Here is a 21,087-nt window from a genome sequence, read left to right on the forward strand (position 1 = left end):
TTTGTTAAATCAACCTATTCCAACACTAATGGACCAGCAAATGGGATTTTAGCCCTTCGTAGGTTGAAATTTTATATGATTTTTTCTCTTTACCCATTACTTTTTGGATCTGAGGTGGGATTTCGGGACTGAATCCAAGGGTTTCCTCTACAACATCCAAAAATTTGACAGGATGTGCGGTCTCCAAAAAAATCCCATAGGTATAGGGGTGGGATTTTTGATATTCTTTGAGACCGAGATAACCCACAGCCCCATGGGGGTCCATGGTGTACCCTGTTTTGGAGTATACTTTTTTCATAGCTTTTTTGGTTACATCGTCCGTAAAGGAATAGGAGAAGAGATTTTCTCGGAGTAGGTCCAAATCGTCTTGATACAAACGTCGGATACGTACAAAATTGCTTGGGTCGCCCACATCCATGGCATTGGATATGGTAGCCGTGGACGGTTGGGGTTTATAAATTCCCTTTTCCATGAATTTGGGCACCACATCATTCGCATTGGTGGAGGCCACAAAATGTTTTACGGGCATTCCCAGTTTCTGGGCTACCATCCCGGCACAAATGTTACCAAAGTTGCCGGATGGAACTGAGAAAACAATTTCTCTGCCCATGGACTTTACTTGCTTATAAGCAAATAAAAAATAAAACATTTGGGGCAGCCAACGCGCTATGTTGATGCTATTGGCCGAGGTAAGTTTTTTTTGTGCTGTGATTTCAGTGTCCAAAAAAGCGGTCTTTACCATACGCTGGCAATCGTCAAAAGTGCCTTCTACTTCTATGGCCTCAATATTTTTTCCGAGCGTGGTAAGCTGTCTTTCTTGAATGTCACTCACTTTGCCACTTGGGTACAGAATCAATACATTAACACCCTCTACACCCAAGAAACCATTGGCGACTGCCCCTCCAGTGTCTCCTGAGGTAGCCACCAAAACGGTGACTTCTTCTTTTTCCTCCTTTGAAAAGTATCCTAGACAGTTGGCCATAAATCGGGCACCTACATCCTTAAAAGCCATGGTGGGGCCGTGAAATAATTCCAATGCACCCATGTTATCCTCTATTTCTATTATAGGAAAATCAAAATCCAAAGTATTGGCTATAATTTCTTTTAAAATCGAATCGGGGATATCTCCTTCAACAAATTGATGGATAGCTTTAAAGGCAATTTCCTGATCTGAAAATTCCTCAATACTATTAAAAAATGTATTGGGAAGGGGGTTTATCCGCTCAGGAAAGTATAGCCCTTTATCTGGAGCTATTCCCGCAATGACGGCATTCCTAAAGGAAGTTTGGATAGATTGGTCATTTAGACTGTAGAATTTCATGGGTTTATCCAATTTTCTTTACGCCTTGGGTATTTATCCTGGACACATGCACTTCAAAGGGGATTCCAATACCACTATAGGTTTCATGCATGGACTGGGCCACCTTTTTTGCAGCTTCCATTCCTTTACTCAGAGCAAAAATAGAAGGTCCCGAGCCCGATATACCGCAGCCCAGTGCCCCGGCTTCCATGGCGTTAAACTTTACGTCACCGAACAAGGGAATTAAAATGGACCTGATTGGCTCCACTACATAGTCTTTCAAAGAACGTCCGATTAAATCGTAATCGTTTTTGAACAGCCCAGCAATCAATCCGCCAACATTGCCCCATTGCTGAATGCCTGTTTTAAGGGAAATGGTAGTCTTTAAAATCTTTCTGGAGTCCGATGTTCTTATTTCGATTTGGGGATGGATTATAGTGGCAACCAGCTCTGGTGGAGTGGGCAAAGAAACAATGTCCAACGGATTGTAGCTTCGTACCAGGGTGAACCCCCCATATAGTGCAGGTGCCACATTGTCGGCATGGGCCACATCACTGGCCAGTTTTTCGCCTTGCATGGCAAATTGTACCAATTCCAAGTTGGAGAATGGTTGTCCCAACAGTTCGTTCATGGCCCAAACCGCCCCAGCCGAACTAGCGGCACTGCTACCAATTCCGCTACCTGGTTTTATCCTTTTATCGATTTCAATTTCAAAGCCCCCTTGATAATCACTTTTTTCCAATAGGGCCATGCCTGCAATACCAGCTACATTTTTTTCAGCATCCTGTGGCAAATCCTGCCCCGTTATTTTTTTGATTCGAATTCCTTTTTCAGCAGTTTTGCGAACGGTCATCTCGTCACCAACAGCATCCAATGCCAATCCTAAAACATCAAATCCGCAGGATATGTTGGCAATTGTGGCAGGGCAGAATACGGTTATTTCTTTCATGGCTTAGAAGTTACCAATTCGAACTATGTCTGCAAAGATACCCGATGCGGTGACATCTGCACCCGCTCCTGCCCCTTTAATGATCAAAGGCTGGTCGGGATAACGCTCTGTATAGAAAAGAACAATGTTGTCGCTCCCCTCTAAATTGTAAAAATCATGGCCTTTGGGAATTTTTTGAAGCCCCACCTGGGCTTGACCATCTTCAAACTGGGCCACATACTTTAATTTACTTTCAGATTTAACAGCTTCTTTGTACAATTTTTGGAAATCGGCTTCGTATTTTTTTAACGATGCAAAGAACTCGTCATTGGTTTTGGTTTCAAGACTTTCCTTGGGTAGAAAAGAATCGTTGTGGATATCCCCAATATCCAACGGATAACCACTTTCTCTAGCTAAAATCAATATTTTGCGCATCACATCAATTCCACTTAGGTCAATGGTCGGGTCTGGCTCGGTATATCCTTGTTCCTGAGCCTCCTTTACCACGTCATGAAAAGTTACGGAGTTGTTGAATGTGTTGAAGATAAAATTGAGGCTTCCCGATAGTACGGCCTGTATTTTTCTGACTTTGTCACCAGAGGCTATCAAGTGTTTTAGGGTATCGATGATAGGCAATCCTGCTCCTACGTTGGTTTCAAACAGAAACGGGGCATTGTATTGTTTGGCCAGATGTTTTAACTCTTTATAATAGCCAAGGTCTGAAGAGCATGCTATTTTGTTACAGGTGACCACGGAGATGCTGTTGCGGAGATAATTGGTATAGCTATCGGAAACAGCTGCACTGGCCGTGTTGTCCACAAACACACTATTGCGGTAATTGAGGGATTTCACTCGGTCAAAAAATTGCTTTTTGTCCGCTTTTTCTCCACGAGACAAGGTAGCTTCCCATTCTTTTAGGGAAATTCCGTCCTCATCAAAGGCCATGGTTCTTGAATTACTGATACCAATGACCCTGACATTGAGTTTCATTTCCTCCTTAAGGTATTTTTTTTGTTGACGGATTTGTGCAAGAAATTTGGAACCAACATTGCCCACACCCATTACGAACAGATTGAGCTGCTTTATATTTTCTTCGAAAAATGTTTCATGTAGGGAATTAAGTGCCTTCCTGACATCATCTTTTCTGATGACCGCTGAAATATTACGTTCCGAAGCCCCTTGTGCAATGGCCCTTATGTTCACATTGTTCTTGCCCAAGGTGCTGAACATTTTACCGCTCAGCCCTTGATGACTTTTCATGTTGTCTCCTACCAAAGCAACAATGGTCAGATCCTTTTCAAGATTAACCGGCTTAATCCTATTTCTAGAAATTTCATAGGCAAAGGTTTCATTTACTGCCTCAGTTGCCACTTCAGCATCCCCATCTGCAATTCCCACACAAATGGAGTGTTCTGAAGATGCTTGGGTAATTAGCACAATGCTGATGTTTTTGAGAGATAGCGTTTCAAAAAAACGTTTTGAAATTCCTGGGGTGCCAATCATCCCAGGACCTTCTAAAGATAATAGACTGATATTGCCCACATGACTGATTCCCCTCACGGTTTTGCCTTGGCCGTTATGGTTTTCACCTATTAAGGTACCAAGACTTTCTGGTTCGAAGGTGTTTTTAATTGCAATGGGAATCTTTTTACCCAATACAGGTTGAATGGTAGGAGGGTATAACACCTTCGCCCCAAAATGGGAAAGCTCCATGGCTTCCTCATAACTGATTTGTGAAATACACTTGGCCTGTTTGACCAGTTTGGGGTTGGCGGTGTACATACCACTGACATCGGTCCAAATTTCAAGTATGCTGGCTTGTTGAGCAGCGGCAATTATAGCCGCTGTAAAGTCCGAACCACCTCTTCCCAGAGTGGTGGAATCACCAGATTTGCTCGATGCCATAAATCCGGGCAACAATACAATTTGATGTGTGTTTTCTTCAAAAAAAGCTTGGCAGTTGGCATTGGTTTCCGGAAAATCGACAACAGCTTTGCCATAGTTGTTATCGGTAATGATCAACTCGCGGCTGTCCTTAAAAGCTATATCCAGACCAACATTTTTGAAATATTCAGTGATGATGAATGACGAAAGTAGTTCACCATAGCTCACAATTTTATCAGAAAGTTTTGGAGTCAGCTCACCAATTAAGAATGATCCCTCAAGTAAGGTTTCCAAGGTATTGAGGTCACCTTTTACCTTACTCAGTACTTGGCTTTGTGCTTGTACGGGAATCAATTCCCTTATGGTGTTCAGATGTCGCTCTTCAATTTCTTGTAAGGACATTTTATAGTTCAAGTCCTGACTGGAAGCCAAATGGGCGGTAGTTATCAATAGATCGGTGACCCCGCCAAAGGCGGATACTACGACGGCTACTTTTTCTGAATCGAGGTTTTCTAGAATAGAACGAACCTTATTTATGTTTTCTGGATTGGCTACCGAGGTACCCCCAAACTTTAAGACTTTCATAGTTGAAATTTGCAATAAATATTGAAAAAAGGATTGATAAAACGGACGGAAAAATATATAGCACACTTACCCCAATGGGGTGGTGATAGTGGTGAAGATTGATGAAAAAGATTCCATCTGGTTAAAGTTACTATCCGTTTGTTTAAATTGCATTGTGCTTAAATAGAGGATAAAAGTAGCATATTTGGTCGCTTCTTCAAATCCTTGGCCTTGTTTTTACGAAATCCACAGTAATACATAACTTTTTTTGTTGAATGAAAATCTTTTCTGCCCATCAAATCTATGAAGCTGATAAATTCACAATAGAGAAACAGCAAATTTCAAGTGACGAACTTATGGAACGGGCGGCCACAAAACTGTTCGAGTGGATTCATTCCCGTTTGAGGGGCACTTCGGTAAACATTCAATTGTTTTGTGGTATTGGCAACAATGGGGGAGATGGTATGGCGTTGGCGCGAATACTCAAGGAAAACGAATATGCTATCCAGGTACATGTAGTGAACTACAGTGAAAAACGTTCTAAAGATTTCTTGTTGAACCTGGAACGATTGAAAGACCGAAAAGTATGGCCCGACTTCATCAATTCGGATAGTACTTTTCCCGAGATCGCACCGAACGACATTGTAGTGGATGCCTTATTTGGTATTGGTTTGAATCGCTCACCAGATACGTGGGTGGGCAATTTGATGAAATATATCAATGCTTCAAAGGCGTTCGTCCTTTCAGTTGATATTCCTTCTGGGTTACCCATGCATAGAGGCCCTTGGGACCCATCTTTTGTAATACGCGCAAACTATGTGTTGAGCTTTCAAGTGCCCAAATTGGTTTTTTTTCTTCCGCAGACCGGAATCTATGTCGACCAATGGGAAATTTTGGATATAGGTCTTGATAAAGAATTTCTGAACAAAGCCGATACGGATTTTGAGCTTATTGACCGTGAGCAAATGCTTTCTGTTTATAAACCTCGACCGAAGTTCTCGCATAAGGGAACCTATGGGCATGCAGTCATTGTTGGTGGAAGCTATGGAAAAATAGGTGCGGTACATCTAGCTAGTAGGGCTTGTCTGCAATCAGGCGCAGGATTGGTCACTGCCCTTGTTCCCCAGTGTGGTTATCTGCCTTTGCAAACAGCGGTTCCTGAGGTAATGGTTCTTGCCAAGGATAGAGAAAAAGAACTTTCAAATATGGAAATTCCTTTTAAGCCCACCGTTGTGGGTGTCGGCATGGGATTGGGTGTTCATGAAGAGACGGTTTCCGCAATGGGTTCTTTATTAAAAGAAGTTAAGTCTCCAATGGTTATTGATGCGGATGGGCTGAACATTATGCCGAAACATCCCGAGATGTTACAAGAAGTGCCGGAACTTTCCATTTTAACTCCTCATCCAAAGGAATTGGAACGTTTGGTCGGTCCATGGAAGGATGATTTTGAAAAGTTGGATAAGGTAAAGGCCTTTTCTCAAAAACATCATGTGATCATCGTAATTAAAGGGGCCCATACAATTACTGTCTTCGAAGAAAAAGGATATGTGAACACTACGGGTAACCCAGGTATGGCAACTGCGGGTAGTGGTGATGTTTTAACCGGAATGATAACTGCACTGATAGCCCAAGGTTACGAACCATTGCATGCTGCTACTTTTGGAGTGTACCTACACGGATTGGCAGGAGATATGGGGGCTTCCCAAAAGGGATATGAAGCGCTTACTGCTTCAGGAATTTTGGAAAATATTGGAAACGCCTATCTAAATTTTTTAAGACCTCAGGAAGTCGAGGTGAAAGAATAGCTTCATTTTTTTCTTTTGGCGGGCTTAATTTTTTTCTTCATCCAAGCCAATGCATTGTCGTATTCAATAAAGAACTCCATATTCTTTTTGTAGAACAGTTTCTCAATCTTGAAGTTATGCATGTCTATTTCTTTCTTGGATACAATGGCAAACGCCTTTAGGTTATCCAACCCTCTTAGATAATTGTAGATGGTGGGGTCTATGGCATACGAATTTTTTCGCAGGCTTATATAGCCAAAATCCTTGTCTCTAAAATGAATTTCTGAAATGCCGATTATTTGATAAGCCCTTTCCAAGGTAACCGTGGCTCCCTCATCAAAAGTTGCCACCATATAGTCTTCAAAAACCTGTACGCATCCAATATCCAAGTGATACTCGCGTACCACAATAGACTTCTTAGTCGAAGCTATTTTCATTCCCCAAAATAGTTATAGTGTCTCAGGGCGAAAATATGCGTAACATAGTAGGGTGGGAAAAATATTAGATTAAAGGCCAAAATATCGTATTAACGACAGCGGGATAAAAAAAGCTGGTCAATTGACCAGCTTTTTAATAGATAAAATTAAAATTTATTCTTCCGTTTCTGGTGATTTTTCCGCTTTCTTTATTTTAATGGTGAGCTCTTCTTTCTTCTCATCCAAATCCATAAAGATATTGTCACCTTCTTCCAATTTGGAATTTACAATTTCCTCTGCAAGGGCATCCTCAATATATTTCTGAATGGCCCTTTTGAGAGGTCTGGCTCCATATTGCCTGTCAAAGCCCTTTTCTGCTATATAGTCCTTAGCCTTATCAGAAAGGTCTAAGTGGTAACCTATATCCTTGATTCTTCCAAACAATTTTTCCAACTCAATATCGATGATTTTGTGGATATGCTCTTTTTCAAGAGGATTGAAGACAATTACATCGTCAATACGGTTCAAGAATTCGGGGGCAAAAGCCTTTTTCAAGGCATTTTCAATCACACTTTTTTGATGGGTGTCTGCCTGTGCTTTCTTGGCGGCTGTCCCGAAACCTACGCCTTGACCAAAATCCTTTAATTGTCTTGCTCCAATATTGGAGGTCATGATGATAATGGTGTTCCTGAAGTCTATCTTTCTTCCAAGGCTGTCCGTCAAGAAACCGTCATCCAATACTTGTAGCAGCATATTGAAAACGTCTGGGTGCGCTTTTTCAACCTCATCCAAAAGAATTACAGAATAAGGCTTGCGCCGGACTTTTTCGGTCAATTGACCACCCTCTTCATAGCCAACATATCCTGGAGGTGCACCTACCAATCTCGAAATGGCGAATTTTTCCATGTATTCGCTCATATCAATACGAATTAAGGCGTCTTCGGAATCAAAGAGTTCCTTGGCCAAAATTTTGGCGAGCTGTGTTTTTCCAACTCCAGTTTGTCCTAAGAAAATGAAAGAGCCAATGGGTTTATTGGGATCCTTGAGACCAGCGCGGTTACGCTGGATAGCCTTTGCCACTTTCGCAACGGCCTCATCCTGACCAATAACAAAGCCCTTGATCAATTCTGGTAGTTCGGCCAATTTATTGCTTTCGGTCTGAGCTATTTTATTTACGGGAATCCCGCTCATCATGGAGACCACATCGGCAACATTGTCCTCGGTTACGGTCTCCCTATGTAGTTTGCTCTCTTCTTCCCATCGTTCTTGAGCGGAAGCTAACTCTTTTTCCAGTCGTTTTTCGTCATCCCTAAGCTTGGCAGCCTCTTCATATTTCTGTTTTTTCACCACGCTGTTCTTCAACTCACGAACATCTTCCAATTGACTTTCCAGTTCTAGAATTTGTTTTGGAACGTCCATGTTTACGATATGTACACGCGAACCTGCCTCATCCAATGCGTCAATGGCCTTGTCTGGTAAAAATCTATCGGTCATATAACGGTTGGTAAGCTTCACACATGCCAAAATCGCCTCGTCCGTATAGTTAACATTATGGTGATCTTCATATTTACCTTTGATGTTCATCAAAATCTCAATGGTTTCCTCCACTGTGGTAGGCTCAACCATTACCTTTTGAAAACGTCGCTCTAGAGCGCCATCCTTTTCGATATACTGACGATATTCATCTAAAGTTGTGGCTCCTATACACTGTATTTCACCTCGGGCCAACGCAGGTTTGAACATATTGGAGGCATCCAAACTTCCTGTGGCACCACCGGCGCCCACAATGGTATGGATTTCATCTATGAACAGGATTATGTCATCATTCTTTTCAAGTTCGTTCATCACCGCTTTCATCCGCTCTTCGAACTGCCCACGATATTTGGTTCCGGCCACTAAGGAGGCCAAATCCAAGGTTACCACTCGTTTGTTATAAAGTATTCTGGACACCTTTTTATTGATGATACGTAGTGCCAGGCCTTCGGCTATGGCACTTTTGCCTACTCCAGGTTCTCCAATGAGCAAGGGATTGTTTTTCTTTCTACGGCTTAGTATTTGGGAAACCCGCTCAATTTCTTTTTCTCGCCCAACCACAGGGTCGAGTTTGTTATCTTCGGCCAATCGGGTAAGATCCCTACCAAAGTTGTCCAATACGGGAGTCTTGGATTTTTTACTTCCTTTTTGGGAAGAACTTGAACCAAACGTGCTCTCTTTGGAATCACCTCCATCTTCCGGATCACCTGGAAAGGATTCCGCCCTCGGGGAATCAACATAGTCATCATCACTGGTGATCATAGATTTGAACTGTTCTTTGACGTTATCGTAATCTACTTTTAATTTATGTAACAATTTTGTGGTTGGATCATTCTCATTTCTAAGGATACAGAGTAAGAGGTGCGCTGTATTAATGGAAGAACTCTGAAAGAGCTTGGCTTCCAAAAACGTGGTCTTTAAGGCGCGTTCTGCCTGTCGGGTCAAATGAAGGTTTTTCTTATCCTTTTGCATTGTTCCCGTATTTGGATTGGCAGGACTAAGGATTTCCACTTTTCTTCTCAAATGTTCCAAGTCAACATCAAGGGCATCCAAAATGTTGATTGCCTTACCATTTCCATCTCTTAAAAGACCAAGCATAAGGTGCTCCGTTCCAATGAAGTCATGCCCCAATCTAAGGGCTTCCTCCTTGCTGTATGCTATAACGTCTTTTACTCTCGGGGAAAAATTATCATCCATACGTTTCTTTTTCAGCAATTAAAATTAATAAAACTATTATTACGGTGGTCAAATACCGTACCCATATTCGATAAACTAGTGGTAAAAGTCGAAATACAGAACAATTTTTTAAGGTTTAACATAGCTTTATAATAGCTGGATAACTGTTGATAATTTTTTTAATAAAGTGTGTGGCCATCGCTTTGAAAGGTATGATTTTCCGTATATTGCCATGATATTTTAACCACTGAAAAACAATAAGATTTTAGCATGGCTGAAGGAGAAAAGTTAATTCCTATCAACATTGAGGATGAGATGAAATCTGCCTACATTGATTATTCAATGTCGGTCATTGTGTCACGTGCCCTGCCAGATGTTCGCGACGGCCTCAAACCCGTACACAGGAGGGTTCTTTATGGAATGCATGAATTGGGAGTGCGATCTACAAGTTCGCACAAAAAATCGGCGCGTATTGTAGGGGAAGTGCTCGGTAAGTATCACCCTCATGGAGATACCTCGGTATACGATACTATGGTACGAATGGCACAGGAATGGAGTTTAAGATATATGTTGGTCGATGGTCAGGGGAACTTTGGTTCTGTGGATGGAGACAGCCCGGCAGCCATGCGTTACACCGAAGCCAGGATGCGCAAGATTGCTGATGAAATGCTGGCTGATATTGAAAAGGATACGGTGGACCACCAGTTGAATTTTGACGATTCCCTCCAGGAACCCACAGTTCTTCCAACGCGGATTCCAAATCTTTTGGTAAATGGAGCCTCTGGTATCGCAGTGGGTATGGCGACCAATATGCCTCCCCATAACCTTTCTGAAGTTGTGGATGGCATCATTGCTTATATCTACAATCATGATATTGAGATTGATGAGTTGATAACACATATTAAAGCACCAGATTTTCCAACAGGTGGAATTATCTATGGCTATGACGGTGTTAAAGAAGCCTTTCACACAGGACGAGGCCGCGTGGTGATGCGTGCAAAGGCCTCATTTGAAGAAGTCCAAGGAAGGGAATGTATTGTGGTCACGGAGATTCCATATCAGGTGAACAAAGCCGATATGATCAAAAAGACTGCGGATCTGGTCAACGATAAAAAGATTGACGGCATTGCTTCCATTCGCGATGAATCCGATAGGAAAGGTATGCGTATCGTGTATATTCTTAAGCGGGATGCCATTCCCAATATTGTGCTGAACACGCTGTACAAATACACGGCACTTCAATCTTCTTTTAGTGTAAATAATATCGCTTTGGTCAAGGGAAGGCCAAAGTTGCTGAACTTAAAGGAGATTATCCATCACTTTGTTGAGCACAGGCACGAAGTGGTTGTTAGAAGAACCACGTTTGAACTAAAAAAGGCCGAAGATCGCGCACATATTTTAGAAGGGCTTATCATAGCTTCAGATAATATTGATGAAGTTATTGCTATCATAAGAGGATCCTCCAACGTTGAGGATGCTCGTAGTAGTTTAATGGAACGATTTAAACTTACTGAAATCCAGGCCAAGGCCATCGTGGAAATGCGTCTGCGTCAACTTACAGGATTGGAACAGGACAAGTTGCGTGAGGAGTATGATGCACTTTTAAACACCATTGAAGATCTAAAAGACATCTTGGCCAAGAAAGAGCGAAGAATGCAGATCATCAAAGATGAGTTGTTGGAGGTCAAAGAAAAGTATGGTGACGAAAGACGGTCGGAAATCAATTTTGCGGGAGGTGATTTGAGTATTGAAGATATGATTCCCGATGAGCAAGTGGTCATCACCATTTCGCATGCAGGGTACATAAAAAGGACGCCGCTCACAGAATACAAAACCCAACATAGGGGAGGAGTGGGGCAAAAGGCTTCATCAACACGCAATGAAGACTTCCTGGAACATCTTTTTGTGGGTACCAACCATCAATATATGCTTTTCTTTACCCAAAACGGGAAGTGTTTTTGGATGCGTGTCTATGAAATTCCAGAGGGAAGTCGAACGTCCAAGGGCAGAGCCATACAAAACCTTATCAATATAGAGCACGATGACAAGGTAAAAGCATTTATCTGTACCCAAGACCTTAAAGATGAGGATTATGTAAACAGCCATTATGTGATTATGGCCACCAAAAAGGGCACCGTGAAAAAAACCTCGCTGGAACAGTATTCACGCCCACGTCAAAATGGTATCAACGCAATTACCATAAAAGATGGGGATGAACTGTTGGAGGCAAAGCTTACCACGGGAACAAGCCAAATTTTCCTTGGACTTAAGTCAGGAAAAGCCATTCGATTTGAAGAAGGGAAGACCCGTCCCATGGGTCGAAATGCTGCCGGGGTACGCGGAATTAGACTTGCTGATGACAAGGACGAAGTAATTGGAATGGTGTCCGTGCATAATTTTGAGGATGATATTTTGGTCGTTTCTGAAAATGGATATGGAAAGCGCTCGGCCATTGACGATTATCGAGTTACCAACAGAGGAGGTAAGGGTGTAAAGACAATCTCCATTACCAAAAAAACCGGAGGTCTTGTGGCCATCAAAAATGTATCGGACACCGATGATCTTATGATCATCAACAAATCCGGTATTGCCATTAGAATGAGTGTAGAAGACCTGCGTGTTATGGGGCGTGCCACACAAGGTGTTAGGTTAATCAATCTTAAAGGCGACGATTCCATTGCAGCAGTGGCCAAAGTGATGAAAGAGGATGATCCCCTCGACAATGCCGACATCAATGAAATAGAGGTCAATGAATAGGATGGCATGGCAATTGATAACCAGAAGGATGACAATAAGGAATAATCAATAAACACTAATAATTAAATTAAGCATGAAGACTAAAGTTTTAATACTACTTGCAATAGGTATTTCAGCTATGGGGTTTTCCCAAAAAGATGAAATCAAGGCTGCTGAAAAAGCCATGAAAAAAGGAGATGTGGCAGCAGCAAAAAGTGCTTTGGAAGGAGCAACTTCTTCCATTGATGGAGCCGACGAAAGACTGCAGGCCCAATACTATGCCCTTAAGGGTAATGTGTACTATGATCTTGCTAAAAATGGTGATGAATCCGCATTTCAAACGGCAATTGATGCCTACAACAAAGTGATATCGGTTGAGGAAGCCAGCGGCAAGGAAAAATATACCTCCGTGGCAGCGCAAGGACTTGCCCAAATGACCAGTGATTTGGTCAATGCGGCAGTTGAGGACAACAACAATCAAGAATTTGGCAAGGCTGCTGACAAGCTGTACATGAGCTATAAATTGAGCCCCAATGATACCATATATCTATATTATGCTGCAAGCAGCGCAGTAAATGCACAAGACTATGAAAATGCTCTTACTTATTACAATGAGCTAAAGGATGTTGGATACGACGGGAGTTCTGTAAGCTTTACTGCTGTAAATGTGGAGACCGGAGAAGTGGAGACCATGGACAAAACCACTAGGGACCTGTATGTGAAGGCGGGTACACACAAGGATCCAAAAGAAGAAAAATCACCATCAAAACGACCCGAAATAGTTAAAAATATAGCCTTGATTTACCAACAATTGGGAGATAGCGATAAGGCCTTGGCCGCTTATAGTGATGCCCGTACGGAAGATCCAAACGATGTAAACCTTGTTTTGGGTGAAGCAAATCTTTATTATGCCATGGGAGATAAAGACAAGTTTAAGGAGTTGATGGCAGAAGCATCAGCCATGGCACCGGATAATGCCGATTTGTTGTACAATATTGGCGTAATCAATATGGAACAAGGAAACTTGATGGAGGCTAGGGAAACATACAAAAAAGTGCTGGAAATAGACCCAGGCTACATCAATGCGTTGCTGAACCTTTCCACTACATATGTTGATGAAGGAAATGGTTTAATTGATGAAATGAACAGTCTAGGAAATTCTAGGTCTGATATTGCCAGATACGATGAGTTGAAACAACAAAAAGATGACCTGTTCCGTGAAGGGGCACAGGTTTTGGAAGAAGCCCTAAAGTCAAATTCAGATAATCAAAGTGTTTTGACCCAGCTTAAAAATATCTATGGAGCTTTGGGAGATACCGAAAACTTTATGAGAATGAAAAAGCTATTAGGAGAATAAGTACCCACTTAGCAAATAAAAAAAGCCCCGAAAATTCTTCGGGGCTTTTTTTTCAAATAATTTTTTTTATCACTCTCAGTTGATGTGAATACAGCTTTTCCTGCATATTGAAAATTCCTGTATGGTCCAACCTATCTATTCTAACATGACCGTGGGCATGAACAATGTAATTGTCCTTTAGTATAATGCCAACGTGATCGATTACACCTTCCTTATTATCAAAAAAAGCCAAATCCCCAGGCTCGCTTTCCTCAATGAAACTAAGGGGTTCACCTTGTTTTGACTGTTCCTCTGCAGTGCGATTTAGTTTGTATCCATTAATTTTGTAGACCATTTGTGCCAACCCAGATGAGTCTATGCCAAAAGGAGTTTTTCCTCCCCATTGATAAGGTGCATTCACGTAAAGTAAGGCCGTGTCCACCAGCGTGTTTTTTGGATGCTTTCCTTCCATGGTTCCCCCTTCAAAAGTATGGTTTAAGAGGTGGAGAGCAGAAACTACAGAACCCAACAAAATAGGCAGCAATGTTCCATTTTGGGTACAAACATGGGAAACCAAGTCTGCCGAGAATTTCGGCAGTTCAGTAGTGGTAGTTTTGTGATAATCTTCTTCGGAAATTAAAGTAACTTGTTTATTGGAAACCCAGCCTTCTTGTTTATCATGATCAACCCTGATTCTGCTCCATTTTTTTCTTCGCTCCAAGACTTTGAAACATTCCCCATATAATAATTGGGAAACCATTTCCGAATCATCCTCAGGAAGACTTCTGATCGGAACAATACTCAAATGGCAGATTCCATATTCCATTTACGGGAAGTTGGCTGTCTAGTTTCTTTCCAGAACAATTGCCGAAGCACCGCCACCACCATTACAAATGGCTGCCGCACCCAATTTGGCATTGTTTTGTTCCAGCACACTGAGTAATGTTACGGTGATTCTAGCACCAGAACACCCCAACGGATGTCCTAAGGAAACCGCTCCACCGTTCACGTTTACATTTTTATCGTTTAAGCCCAAAAGTTTCATGTTGGCAAGACCAACAACCGAAAAAGCTTCATTAAATTCAAAAAAGTCAATATTATCTAGGGCAACACCGGCTCTTTCCAAAGCCTTTGGCAATGCCTTGGCTGGTGCTGTGGTAAACCACTTTGGCTCTTGGGCAGCATCGGCATATCCTTTTATGGTGGCCAAAGGGGTGAGATTGAGTTCTTGAGCTTTTTGTTCGCTCATCAAAACTACAGCTGCAGCACCATCGTTTATCGTGGAAGCGTTGGCCGCGGTTACCGTTCCATCTTTGGTAAAAGCAGGTCGTAAAGTAGGAACCTTTTCCATTTTTACGTTCTTGTATTCTTCATCTTCAGCAACAACGAGCGGTTCGCCTCGACGTTGTGGCACTTCAACTGGAACCACTTCATTATCAAATTTTCCAGCTTTCCATGCTTCAGCAGATCTGTTATAGGATTGAATGGCAAAAGCATCTTGATCTTCTCTACTAAAATCGTGTTCCACGGCACAGGCATCCGCACATACCCCCATGGCATTCTGATCGTAGGCATCGACCAATCCATCTTTTTGCATACCATCCACTAACGTGGCAGGACCAAATTTAAGTCCCTGTCTCATATAAACATAGTGTGGTATCAAACTCATGTTTTCCATGCCGCCGGCAACTACAATGGAATTTTCACCCAAGGCTATGGATTGGGCTGCTTGCATAATAGCTTTCATCCCCGAAGCGCAGACTTTGTTCACCGTTGTGCATGGAACCGTATCTGGAATTCCTGCACCAATCGCCGCCTGCCTCGCCGGAGCCTGACCTGTACCGGCCTGCACCACATTTCCCATTAACACTTCTTCCACCAACCCAGGATCAAGGTCTATTTTCTTTAATGCTCCCTTAATGGCAGTGGAACCCAATTTAGGAGCGGGAATTGATGATAGCGATCCCATAAAACTCCCGATAGGTGTCCTAGCTGCCGAAACAATAACTACTTTGTTCATATATGCATGTTTGATTGTGCGAAAATACTAAATTTCAGCTCAAGCGCGAGGAATTGTGCCTAGCCCACTTCTTATTTATATTTTCTATTTTTGAGGCCAATAGTTCGGAGGATGGGAAAAATTTTGGACAATGCTTATAAGTATCAATCACTGACCTACAAGTACTTTCTTTATTTGGTGTCGGTCGCTTTGATTGTGTTCTTTTTCCCCAAAGGCGGAAAATTCAAGTACGAGTTTCAAAAAGGAAAACCTTGGCAATACGAAAACCTATACGCCCCAATAGATTTTTCCATCAAGAAAAGTGATATTGAAATTGCTGATGAAAAACAGTCCCTGCGCAATAACAAAACAGATTATTACACGGCCAACGTGTCCATTTCTGAGGGCGTAAAAGCTGATTTTCAGCGTGAATTTCAGAACACATTTACCACAAATAACTACACCTCACGACAACGGCAAAGATTATTGACCGCAGGTTTATCTGTAATCGATAGTTTGTACAAATCTGGGATATTTGAAGATTTACCAGAGGCCAACACCAATATTTTGGTCAAAAATAATGAAGCGACACAACTAACGTTAAATGATTTTTTAACCTTGGACTTGGCTAAACAGATGGTTTCACCTATGCTGGCCAAGAAGAATGTGAGTAGCCTCAATGAATTGGTAAACTTGGTTCAGCGGAGCTTACGAGCCAATGTCTTTTATAATGAGTCCCTAACAGAGAAGGCTTTGTTAGAGGAACTGGGCAAAATCTCATATACTCGCGGAGAGGTATCTGCGGGAAGGCTTATTATCGCAAAGGGCGAGGTAGTGGAAGCTGAAAACTTTAAAATGCTCAAGTCCTTAAAGGAGGAATATGAGTCAGAATTGTGGCAGGGAAATAATTACTATTTCATTATTTTGGGGTACACCATTCTGGTAGCGCTTGTACTGGTCATGCTGTTTCTCTTTCTGAAGCGATATCGTAATGAAATATTTAAGAACAACAACAAGGTCACTTTCATTTTCTTCAACATTTTGGTCATGGTTCTCGCCACTACCTTAATGGTAAAGAATAATGAAAGCTATGTTTTTGTGGTGCCGCTGTGCATTTTACCCTTGGTGCTTAAGAATTTTTTTGATGCTCGATTGGGCCTATTTGTGCATGTATTGACGGTTTTAATCCTTGGTTTTGTGGTGCCCAATAGTTTTGAGTACATCTTTTTGCAAATTATTGCAGGTATTGTGACCATTCTAACTGCATCCGAATTGTATAAAAGGGCGAATCTTTTCATTTCAGTGGGGCAGATAACTTTGATTTATATCATAGGATATTTTGCATTTCATGCCATCCACGAAGGAAATTTAGATAATATAGAATGGATGTTATTTGGAATTTTTGTGCTCAATGGATTGTTGACACTTTTTGCCCAACCTTTGATATACATTTATGAAAAAATGTTTGGGCTCATTTCGGATGTATCCCTCTTGGAACTCTCAGACACAAACTCAAAATTATTGAAAGAGCTTTCTAATAAAGCACCTGGCACATTTCATCATTCCTTACAAGTGGCCAACTTGGCAGAAGCGGCTGCCAACGAGATTGGTGCCAATGCCATGTTGGTAAGGGTAGGGGCACTGTATCACGACATAGGCAAGATGGACCGACCAACTTTCTTTACCGAAAACCAAGTAACCAATGTAAATCCGCATGATGATTTGCCGCCAAGGGAAAGCGCTAAGATCATCATCGACCATGTTATTAAGGGCATTGAGATTGCACGGAAGAACAACATACCAGATAGGGTAATCGACTTTTTGCGCACCCATCATGGTACTACCTCGGTATATTACTTCTACAAAAAACAGCAAGAGATTGAAGCGAATGTTGAAGAGGATGATTTTAGATATCCCGGTCCTATTCCTTTTTCCAAAGAAACAGCTATTTTAATGATGGCTGATGCTGTGGAAGCCGCCTCTAAAAGTTTAAAGAATCCCACTTTTTTGATGATCGATGAATTCGTCGAAAAAATTGTGAAGGGCCAAATGCAGGCTAATCAATTTTTGAACGCCAACATCACACTTAAGGAAATTGAGGTGGTCAAAAAAATATTGAAGCAGAAGTTGACTAATATCTATCACCTAAGGGTGGAGTATCCAGAATAGTCCGATACCAAGGGAATAAATCCACGCGTTTGATGTTAATAAAACTACAAAGTCTTTGTAGTTTTCTCTTATGCCTACTATCTTTTAGAGAAATTCATAGTATGAATTCTGGCAAAACGTCATTATGAAAAAGGTTCCATTTTTTCCATCATCAACTCTTCTTGTCCTATTTTTTCTGAATTGTCCCATACTTTTTGCACAAGCTCAAGGACCAAATTTGCACGAGGACTTTCCAAAAGCAAAATACTTGCAACAAAACGCTATGGATTCTTTGTTGCTCATGAAGGAACATATCGTTCTGCAAACCAACAAAACGTCGATTTTGCCAAAGGATTATTTGTTTTTCAAAGCATATGTACTTTCAGGTCCTTATCAATATAGATCAAGTTCCAGCAAGGTTTTAAAAGTTGAACTTTTGGATGAAACTGGAAAATTGGTAAAAAGTCAGTACCATAAAATTGTTGGAGGTGCAAGTGAAGGGTCCATTGAAATACCCAAGAAAACAGAAGAAGGGGATTACTACCTTAGAACTTATACAAGGTGGATGCTGAACTATGGGCCTGAGTTGTTTGCAGTTAAAAAAATAAGAATCGGATCTTACAAAAAATCGAAAGAATCCTATCAAGTAGACGTTAATAGCGTGAGGTTTTTTCCAGAAGGTGGCCAACTGATTTCGGGACTGACCCACAGAGTTCTTGTAAAAATGGATGATATCCAAGCCACCGACTTACCCATTGTAGACAGTAAAAAAAAGAAAGTGGCGTTGTTGAAAAACTATGGGAATGGCATTGGCAGCTTCCTGCTCAACCCACAGAAGAATAAACGCTATTTTTTATTGTTCAATGAGGTCGAAAAAATAGCATTACCAGACATTTACGAAAGTGGATATTCCATTCAAAGCAATAATCTTGACACACAAGATTTGTTGGTGCGTATTGAAGTTGTACCAGAACTTAAAAATGAGATTATCTATCTCAAGGGAAGGTCGAACGGAACAACCTATTTTGAAAAGAAGATAGATTTTAAAAACAAAAACGTAATTGAAATAAACGTCCCCAAAAACAAAATGCCTAAGGGAATTATAAATCTTCAATTGGAAGATGAATTTGACCAAATTTGGGCCGAACGTCCCGTTTATATAGATGCTGATGAGTTACAAGTGAAGTTGGAATCTATATCATCCGAAGATGAAAAGAGTATTCTGAATATAAAAGTAATTGATATTGAAGGGAATCCTGTTCAAACCGAAGTGTCAGTTTCACTAACAGGTGAAACAAGTGTGGGAGACATTAAGAATACTTCCGAGAGTTCAGTGCACGTCGGGATGAGTCTGCGTAACCAAAGATTTCTCAATGATTTACTCTTGCTTACAGGACAGTCTTCGAAAAATAATGAAAAGCAGCCATTTGTGGGATTGCCCTCAGAAATAAGGTATCGTTTTCAGCATGGACTTGATTTCTATGGCCAAGCCTACGATTTGAACAAGTCCCTGTTGACAAATACAAGCATCCAAATTATGATTTTATCCAAAGATGAAGTTATTATCGAGGAAGCTAAAACCAATGCCAAGGGATTGTTTAAACTATCGGGACTCTCACTGGACGGTGAGGTGCAAATGGTTTTCAGAACCGCAGGAGATGAAAGCAAAACCAAATTGGTTCAGGTGATACCCTACGAATTTGAGACACCTCCTTTGGTCAAAATCAATAAAGAAAAAGAAAATGACGAGGAGCAATCCAGCGCTGAAAATTTGATGCAGATCACAAATCGGAAAAGAAGAGTAGATTTTACTTTGGGTAAGAATGAAAGCGAAGAACTGGTAGTCCTTGACGGTGTCACTCTGATGCAGAAAAATGAATTTAAAAAGATTACACCTTCTGTATATAAACTAGAACCAAGCAAAGTGGTTTATCAAGATACAGAAAACCCAAGAACCATACCTCAGCTATTTTTAGGAATACCTGGGGTTCAGATCACAGGGTTAGGTGACTTGAACCCAGAAGTCGGATTATTACAGTCCACAGGAGTTGGTCCGTTTCTCTGGGTTTTGGATGGATTACCGCTTTTGCAACCCACATCATTGGTTCAAATCATCAATTTGGTGAACTACACAGATATTGAGAGGATTGAAATTTTAACAAGTCCACAGGCGTCTATTTATGGAAGTAGGGCTGCCGGAGGGGCCATTGTCATCTATACACGCAACGGTGCAGGCAATAATTATGTAGCGAGAAAGGAGGCCCAACTAAGCTTTAAGGGATATCATGAATCAATGGATTTTGGGGAGTACCAAAAATCAATTCCAAAAAAAATAAAGAATGCTGATGACGTTCAGAGAACACTATATTGGAACCCTATTGTAAAGACAGATGAGAAAGGGGAGGCCAAGATACAGTTTGCAAAACCTGAAAACGTTGATTCTATATTTTTTGAAGCACAGGTGATTACTCCCGATGGTAAAAGAGGCATGGTTAAGTCCATTTGGTCTCTGTAGAGAATAGTGAAGCAATTGCTCTATTCAAAACAGAATTTACGACGAACCTGTAGATTCCAACAAGCACTTTTGGCAATAAAATACTTACAATACCCAAGTCAAATAAATTAAAAAAATAGTTGCGATCTTACGAATGAAAAGGTACATTTGCATCCGCATTTTTAAATGCACGTTCATAATACTTTACTAGGAGAGGTGCCGGAGTGGTAACGGAGCAGATTGCTAATCTGTCGACGGGTAACCGTCGCCCGGGTTCGAGTCCCGGTCTCTCCGCTTTTCTTTTAGAAGGTATTTTTTTCGGGGTGTAGCGTAGCCCGGTTATCGCGCCTGCTTTGGGAGCAGGAGGTCGCAGGTTCGAATCCTGCCACCCCGACGAACCACTAAATAGGTGGTATTAAAGCACTGTCAACTGACTGATTGACAGTGCTTTTTGTTTTTTATGCATTCATCTGATATCAAATAAAACCATATAAAAGGTGTAGAGTTCGGTGAATGGTTCGGTACGTTTCTTGTGCATAATTTAGCTTCAGTTTGACGCTGTTTATGGGTGTTTTGCAAACCAGTTTTGTCAAACCCAAAAATTATGTATTATGCGAAATTCCAACACTTTAAAGGTTCTTATCTTCACTAGGGACATTTCAAACAACCCTGAAAAATTGACCATTTATGCCCGTATCACCGTCAATGGAAAACGTGCCGAGATAAGTTTGAAACGTTATGTTTCGGTGAATGAATGGGATGAAAATAGGGGCAGACTCCATGGACTTA

The 21,087-nt window shown here is 41.3% G+C and carries 13 protein-coding genes and 2 tRNA genes; 8 read left to right on the forward strand and 7 right to left on the reverse strand.

Features of this window, described 5'->3' with window-relative positions; all coding sequences use genetic code 11:
- Positions 1-25 precede the first annotated feature (25 nt).
- From thrC to thrA, 3 genes are read right to left on the reverse strand one after another with little or no spacing between them, the layout of a single operon-like run.
- The gene (thrC, locus tag GTQ34_RS15150; RefSeq protein WP_166524651.1) at positions 26-1,321 is read right to left on the reverse strand and encodes a threonine synthase; all 1,296 of its coding nucleotides are present in this window, start codon (positions 1,319-1,321) and stop codon (positions 26-28) included.
- 4 nt (positions 1,322-1,325) lie between these two features.
- The gene (locus GTQ34_RS15155; RefSeq protein ID WP_166524652.1) at positions 1,326-2,249 is read right to left on the reverse strand and encodes a homoserine kinase; all 924 of its coding nucleotides are present in this window, start codon (positions 2,247-2,249) and stop codon (positions 1,326-1,328) included.
- Positions 2,250-2,252: 3 nt separating this feature from the next.
- Positions 2,253-4,697, reverse strand: coding sequence for a bifunctional aspartate kinase/homoserine dehydrogenase I (gene thrA / locus GTQ34_RS15160; protein WP_166524653.1), 2,445 nt, complete (start codon positions 4,695-4,697; stop codon positions 2,253-2,255).
- A gap of 254 nt (positions 4,698-4,951) precedes the next feature.
- Here thrA and GTQ34_RS15165 point away from each other — a divergent pair, with 254 nt between their 5' ends.
- Positions 4,952-6,481, forward strand: coding sequence for an NAD(P)H-hydrate dehydratase (locus GTQ34_RS15165; protein ID WP_166524654.1), 1,530 nt, complete (start codon positions 4,952-4,954; stop codon positions 6,479-6,481).
- A 2-nt stretch (positions 6,482-6,483) separates the two neighbouring features.
- Here the strand turns inward: GTQ34_RS15165 and GTQ34_RS15170 are convergent, their stop codons facing one another.
- Together GTQ34_RS15170 and GTQ34_RS15175 are read right to left on the reverse strand one after the other, a co-directional pair.
- Positions 6,484-6,897, reverse strand: coding sequence for an STAS/SEC14 domain-containing protein (locus GTQ34_RS15170; protein WP_166524655.1), 414 nt, complete (start codon positions 6,895-6,897; stop codon positions 6,484-6,486).
- 153 nt (positions 6,898-7,050) lie between these two features.
- Positions 7,051-9,606, reverse strand: coding sequence for an ATP-dependent Clp protease ATP-binding subunit (locus tag GTQ34_RS15175; RefSeq protein WP_166524656.1), 2,556 nt, complete (start codon positions 9,604-9,606; stop codon positions 7,051-7,053).
- Positions 9,607-9,855: 249 nt separating this feature from the next.
- Here GTQ34_RS15175 and gyrA point away from each other — a divergent pair, with 249 nt between their 5' ends.
- Positions 9,856-12,342: a DNA gyrase subunit A gene (gyrA, locus tag GTQ34_RS15180; RefSeq protein ID WP_166524657.1), complete on the forward strand. Its 2,487-nt coding sequence runs from the start codon at positions 9,856-9,858 to the stop codon at positions 12,340-12,342.
- A 73-nt stretch (positions 12,343-12,415) separates the two neighbouring features.
- Positions 12,416-13,678 (forward strand): tetratricopeptide repeat protein, encoded by a 1,263-nt coding sequence (locus tag GTQ34_RS15185; protein ID WP_166524658.1) that lies wholly within the window; start codon positions 12,416-12,418, stop codon positions 13,676-13,678.
- 52 nt (positions 13,679-13,730) lie between these two features.
- Here GTQ34_RS15185 and GTQ34_RS15190 read toward each other — a convergent pair whose 3' ends face one another.
- Entirely contained in the window at positions 13,731-14,483 is a 753-nt protein-coding gene (locus GTQ34_RS15190; RefSeq protein ID WP_166524659.1) for a C40 family peptidase, read from the reverse strand.
- A gap of 18 nt (positions 14,484-14,501) precedes the next feature.
- Positions 14,502-15,677, reverse strand: coding sequence for an acetyl-CoA C-acyltransferase (locus tag GTQ34_RS15195; RefSeq protein ID WP_166524660.1), 1,176 nt, complete (start codon positions 15,675-15,677; stop codon positions 14,502-14,504).
- A 111-nt stretch (positions 15,678-15,788) separates the two neighbouring features.
- Between GTQ34_RS15195 and GTQ34_RS15200 the strand changes: the two genes are divergently transcribed.
- The 5 genes from GTQ34_RS15200 to GTQ34_RS15220 all read left to right on the forward strand — a co-directional run.
- Positions 15,789-17,825 (forward strand): HD family phosphohydrolase, encoded by a 2,037-nt coding sequence (locus tag GTQ34_RS15200; protein ID WP_166524661.1) that lies wholly within the window; start codon positions 15,789-15,791, stop codon positions 17,823-17,825.
- A gap of 262 nt (positions 17,826-18,087) precedes the next feature.
- On the forward strand, positions 18,088-20,319 hold the full coding sequence (locus GTQ34_RS15205) for a TonB-dependent receptor (RefSeq protein WP_166524662.1): 2,232 nt from the start codon (positions 18,088-18,090) through the stop codon (positions 20,317-20,319).
- A 189-nt stretch (positions 20,320-20,508) separates the two neighbouring features.
- Positions 20,509-20,592, forward strand: a tRNA-Ser gene (locus GTQ34_RS15210).
- A 25-nt stretch (positions 20,593-20,617) separates the two neighbouring features.
- Positions 20,618-20,692, forward strand: a tRNA-Pro gene (locus GTQ34_RS15215).
- A 217-nt stretch (positions 20,693-20,909) separates the two neighbouring features.
- Positions 20,910-21,087, forward strand: a 178-nt coding sequence (locus GTQ34_RS15220; RefSeq protein ID WP_235915060.1) for an Arm DNA-binding domain-containing protein, incomplete at its 3' end; no start/stop codon positions are given.

Source organism: Flagellimonas ochracea, from assembly GCF_009903685.1.
Classification (GTDB): Bacteria; Bacteroidota; Bacteroidia; order Flavobacteriales; family Flavobacteriaceae; genus Flagellimonas; species Flagellimonas ochracea.

Bases quoted from the DNA above. Each gene is read 5' to 3' on its own strand.
- thrC (WP_166524651.1), bottom strand. From the start codon at position 1,321: ATGAAATTCTACAGTCTAAATGACCAATCTATCCAAACTTCCTTTAGG.
- GTQ34_RS15155 (WP_166524652.1), bottom strand. From the start codon at position 2,249: ATGAAAGAAATAACCGTATTCTGCCCTGCCACAATTGCCAACATATCC.
- thrA (WP_166524653.1), bottom strand. From the start codon at position 4,697: ATGAAAGTCTTAAAGTTTGGGGGTACCTCGGTAGCCAATCCAGAAAAC.
- GTQ34_RS15165 (WP_166524654.1), top strand. From the start codon at position 4,952: ATGAAAATCTTTTCTGCCCATCAAATCTATGAAGCTGATAAATTCACA.
- GTQ34_RS15170 (WP_166524655.1), bottom strand. From the start codon at position 6,897: ATGAAAATAGCTTCGACTAAGAAGTCTATTGTGGTACGCGAGTATCAC.
- GTQ34_RS15175 (WP_166524656.1), bottom strand. From the start codon at position 9,606: ATGGATGATAATTTTTCCCCGAGAGTAAAAGACGTTATAGCATACAGC.
- gyrA (WP_166524657.1), top strand. From the start codon at position 9,856: ATGGCTGAAGGAGAAAAGTTAATTCCTATCAACATTGAGGATGAGATG.
- GTQ34_RS15185 (WP_166524658.1), top strand. From the start codon at position 12,416: ATGAAGACTAAAGTTTTAATACTACTTGCAATAGGTATTTCAGCTATG.
- GTQ34_RS15190 (WP_166524659.1), bottom strand. From the start codon at position 14,483: ATGGAATATGGAATCTGCCATTTGAGTATTGTTCCGATCAGAAGTCTT.
- GTQ34_RS15195 (WP_166524660.1), bottom strand. From the start codon at position 15,677: ATGAACAAAGTAGTTATTGTTTCGGCAGCTAGGACACCTATCGGGAGT.
- GTQ34_RS15200 (WP_166524661.1), top strand. From the start codon at position 15,789: ATGGGAAAAATTTTGGACAATGCTTATAAGTATCAATCACTGACCTAC.
- GTQ34_RS15205 (WP_166524662.1), top strand. From the start codon at position 18,088: ATGGATTCTTTGTTGCTCATGAAGGAACATATCGTTCTGCAAACCAAC.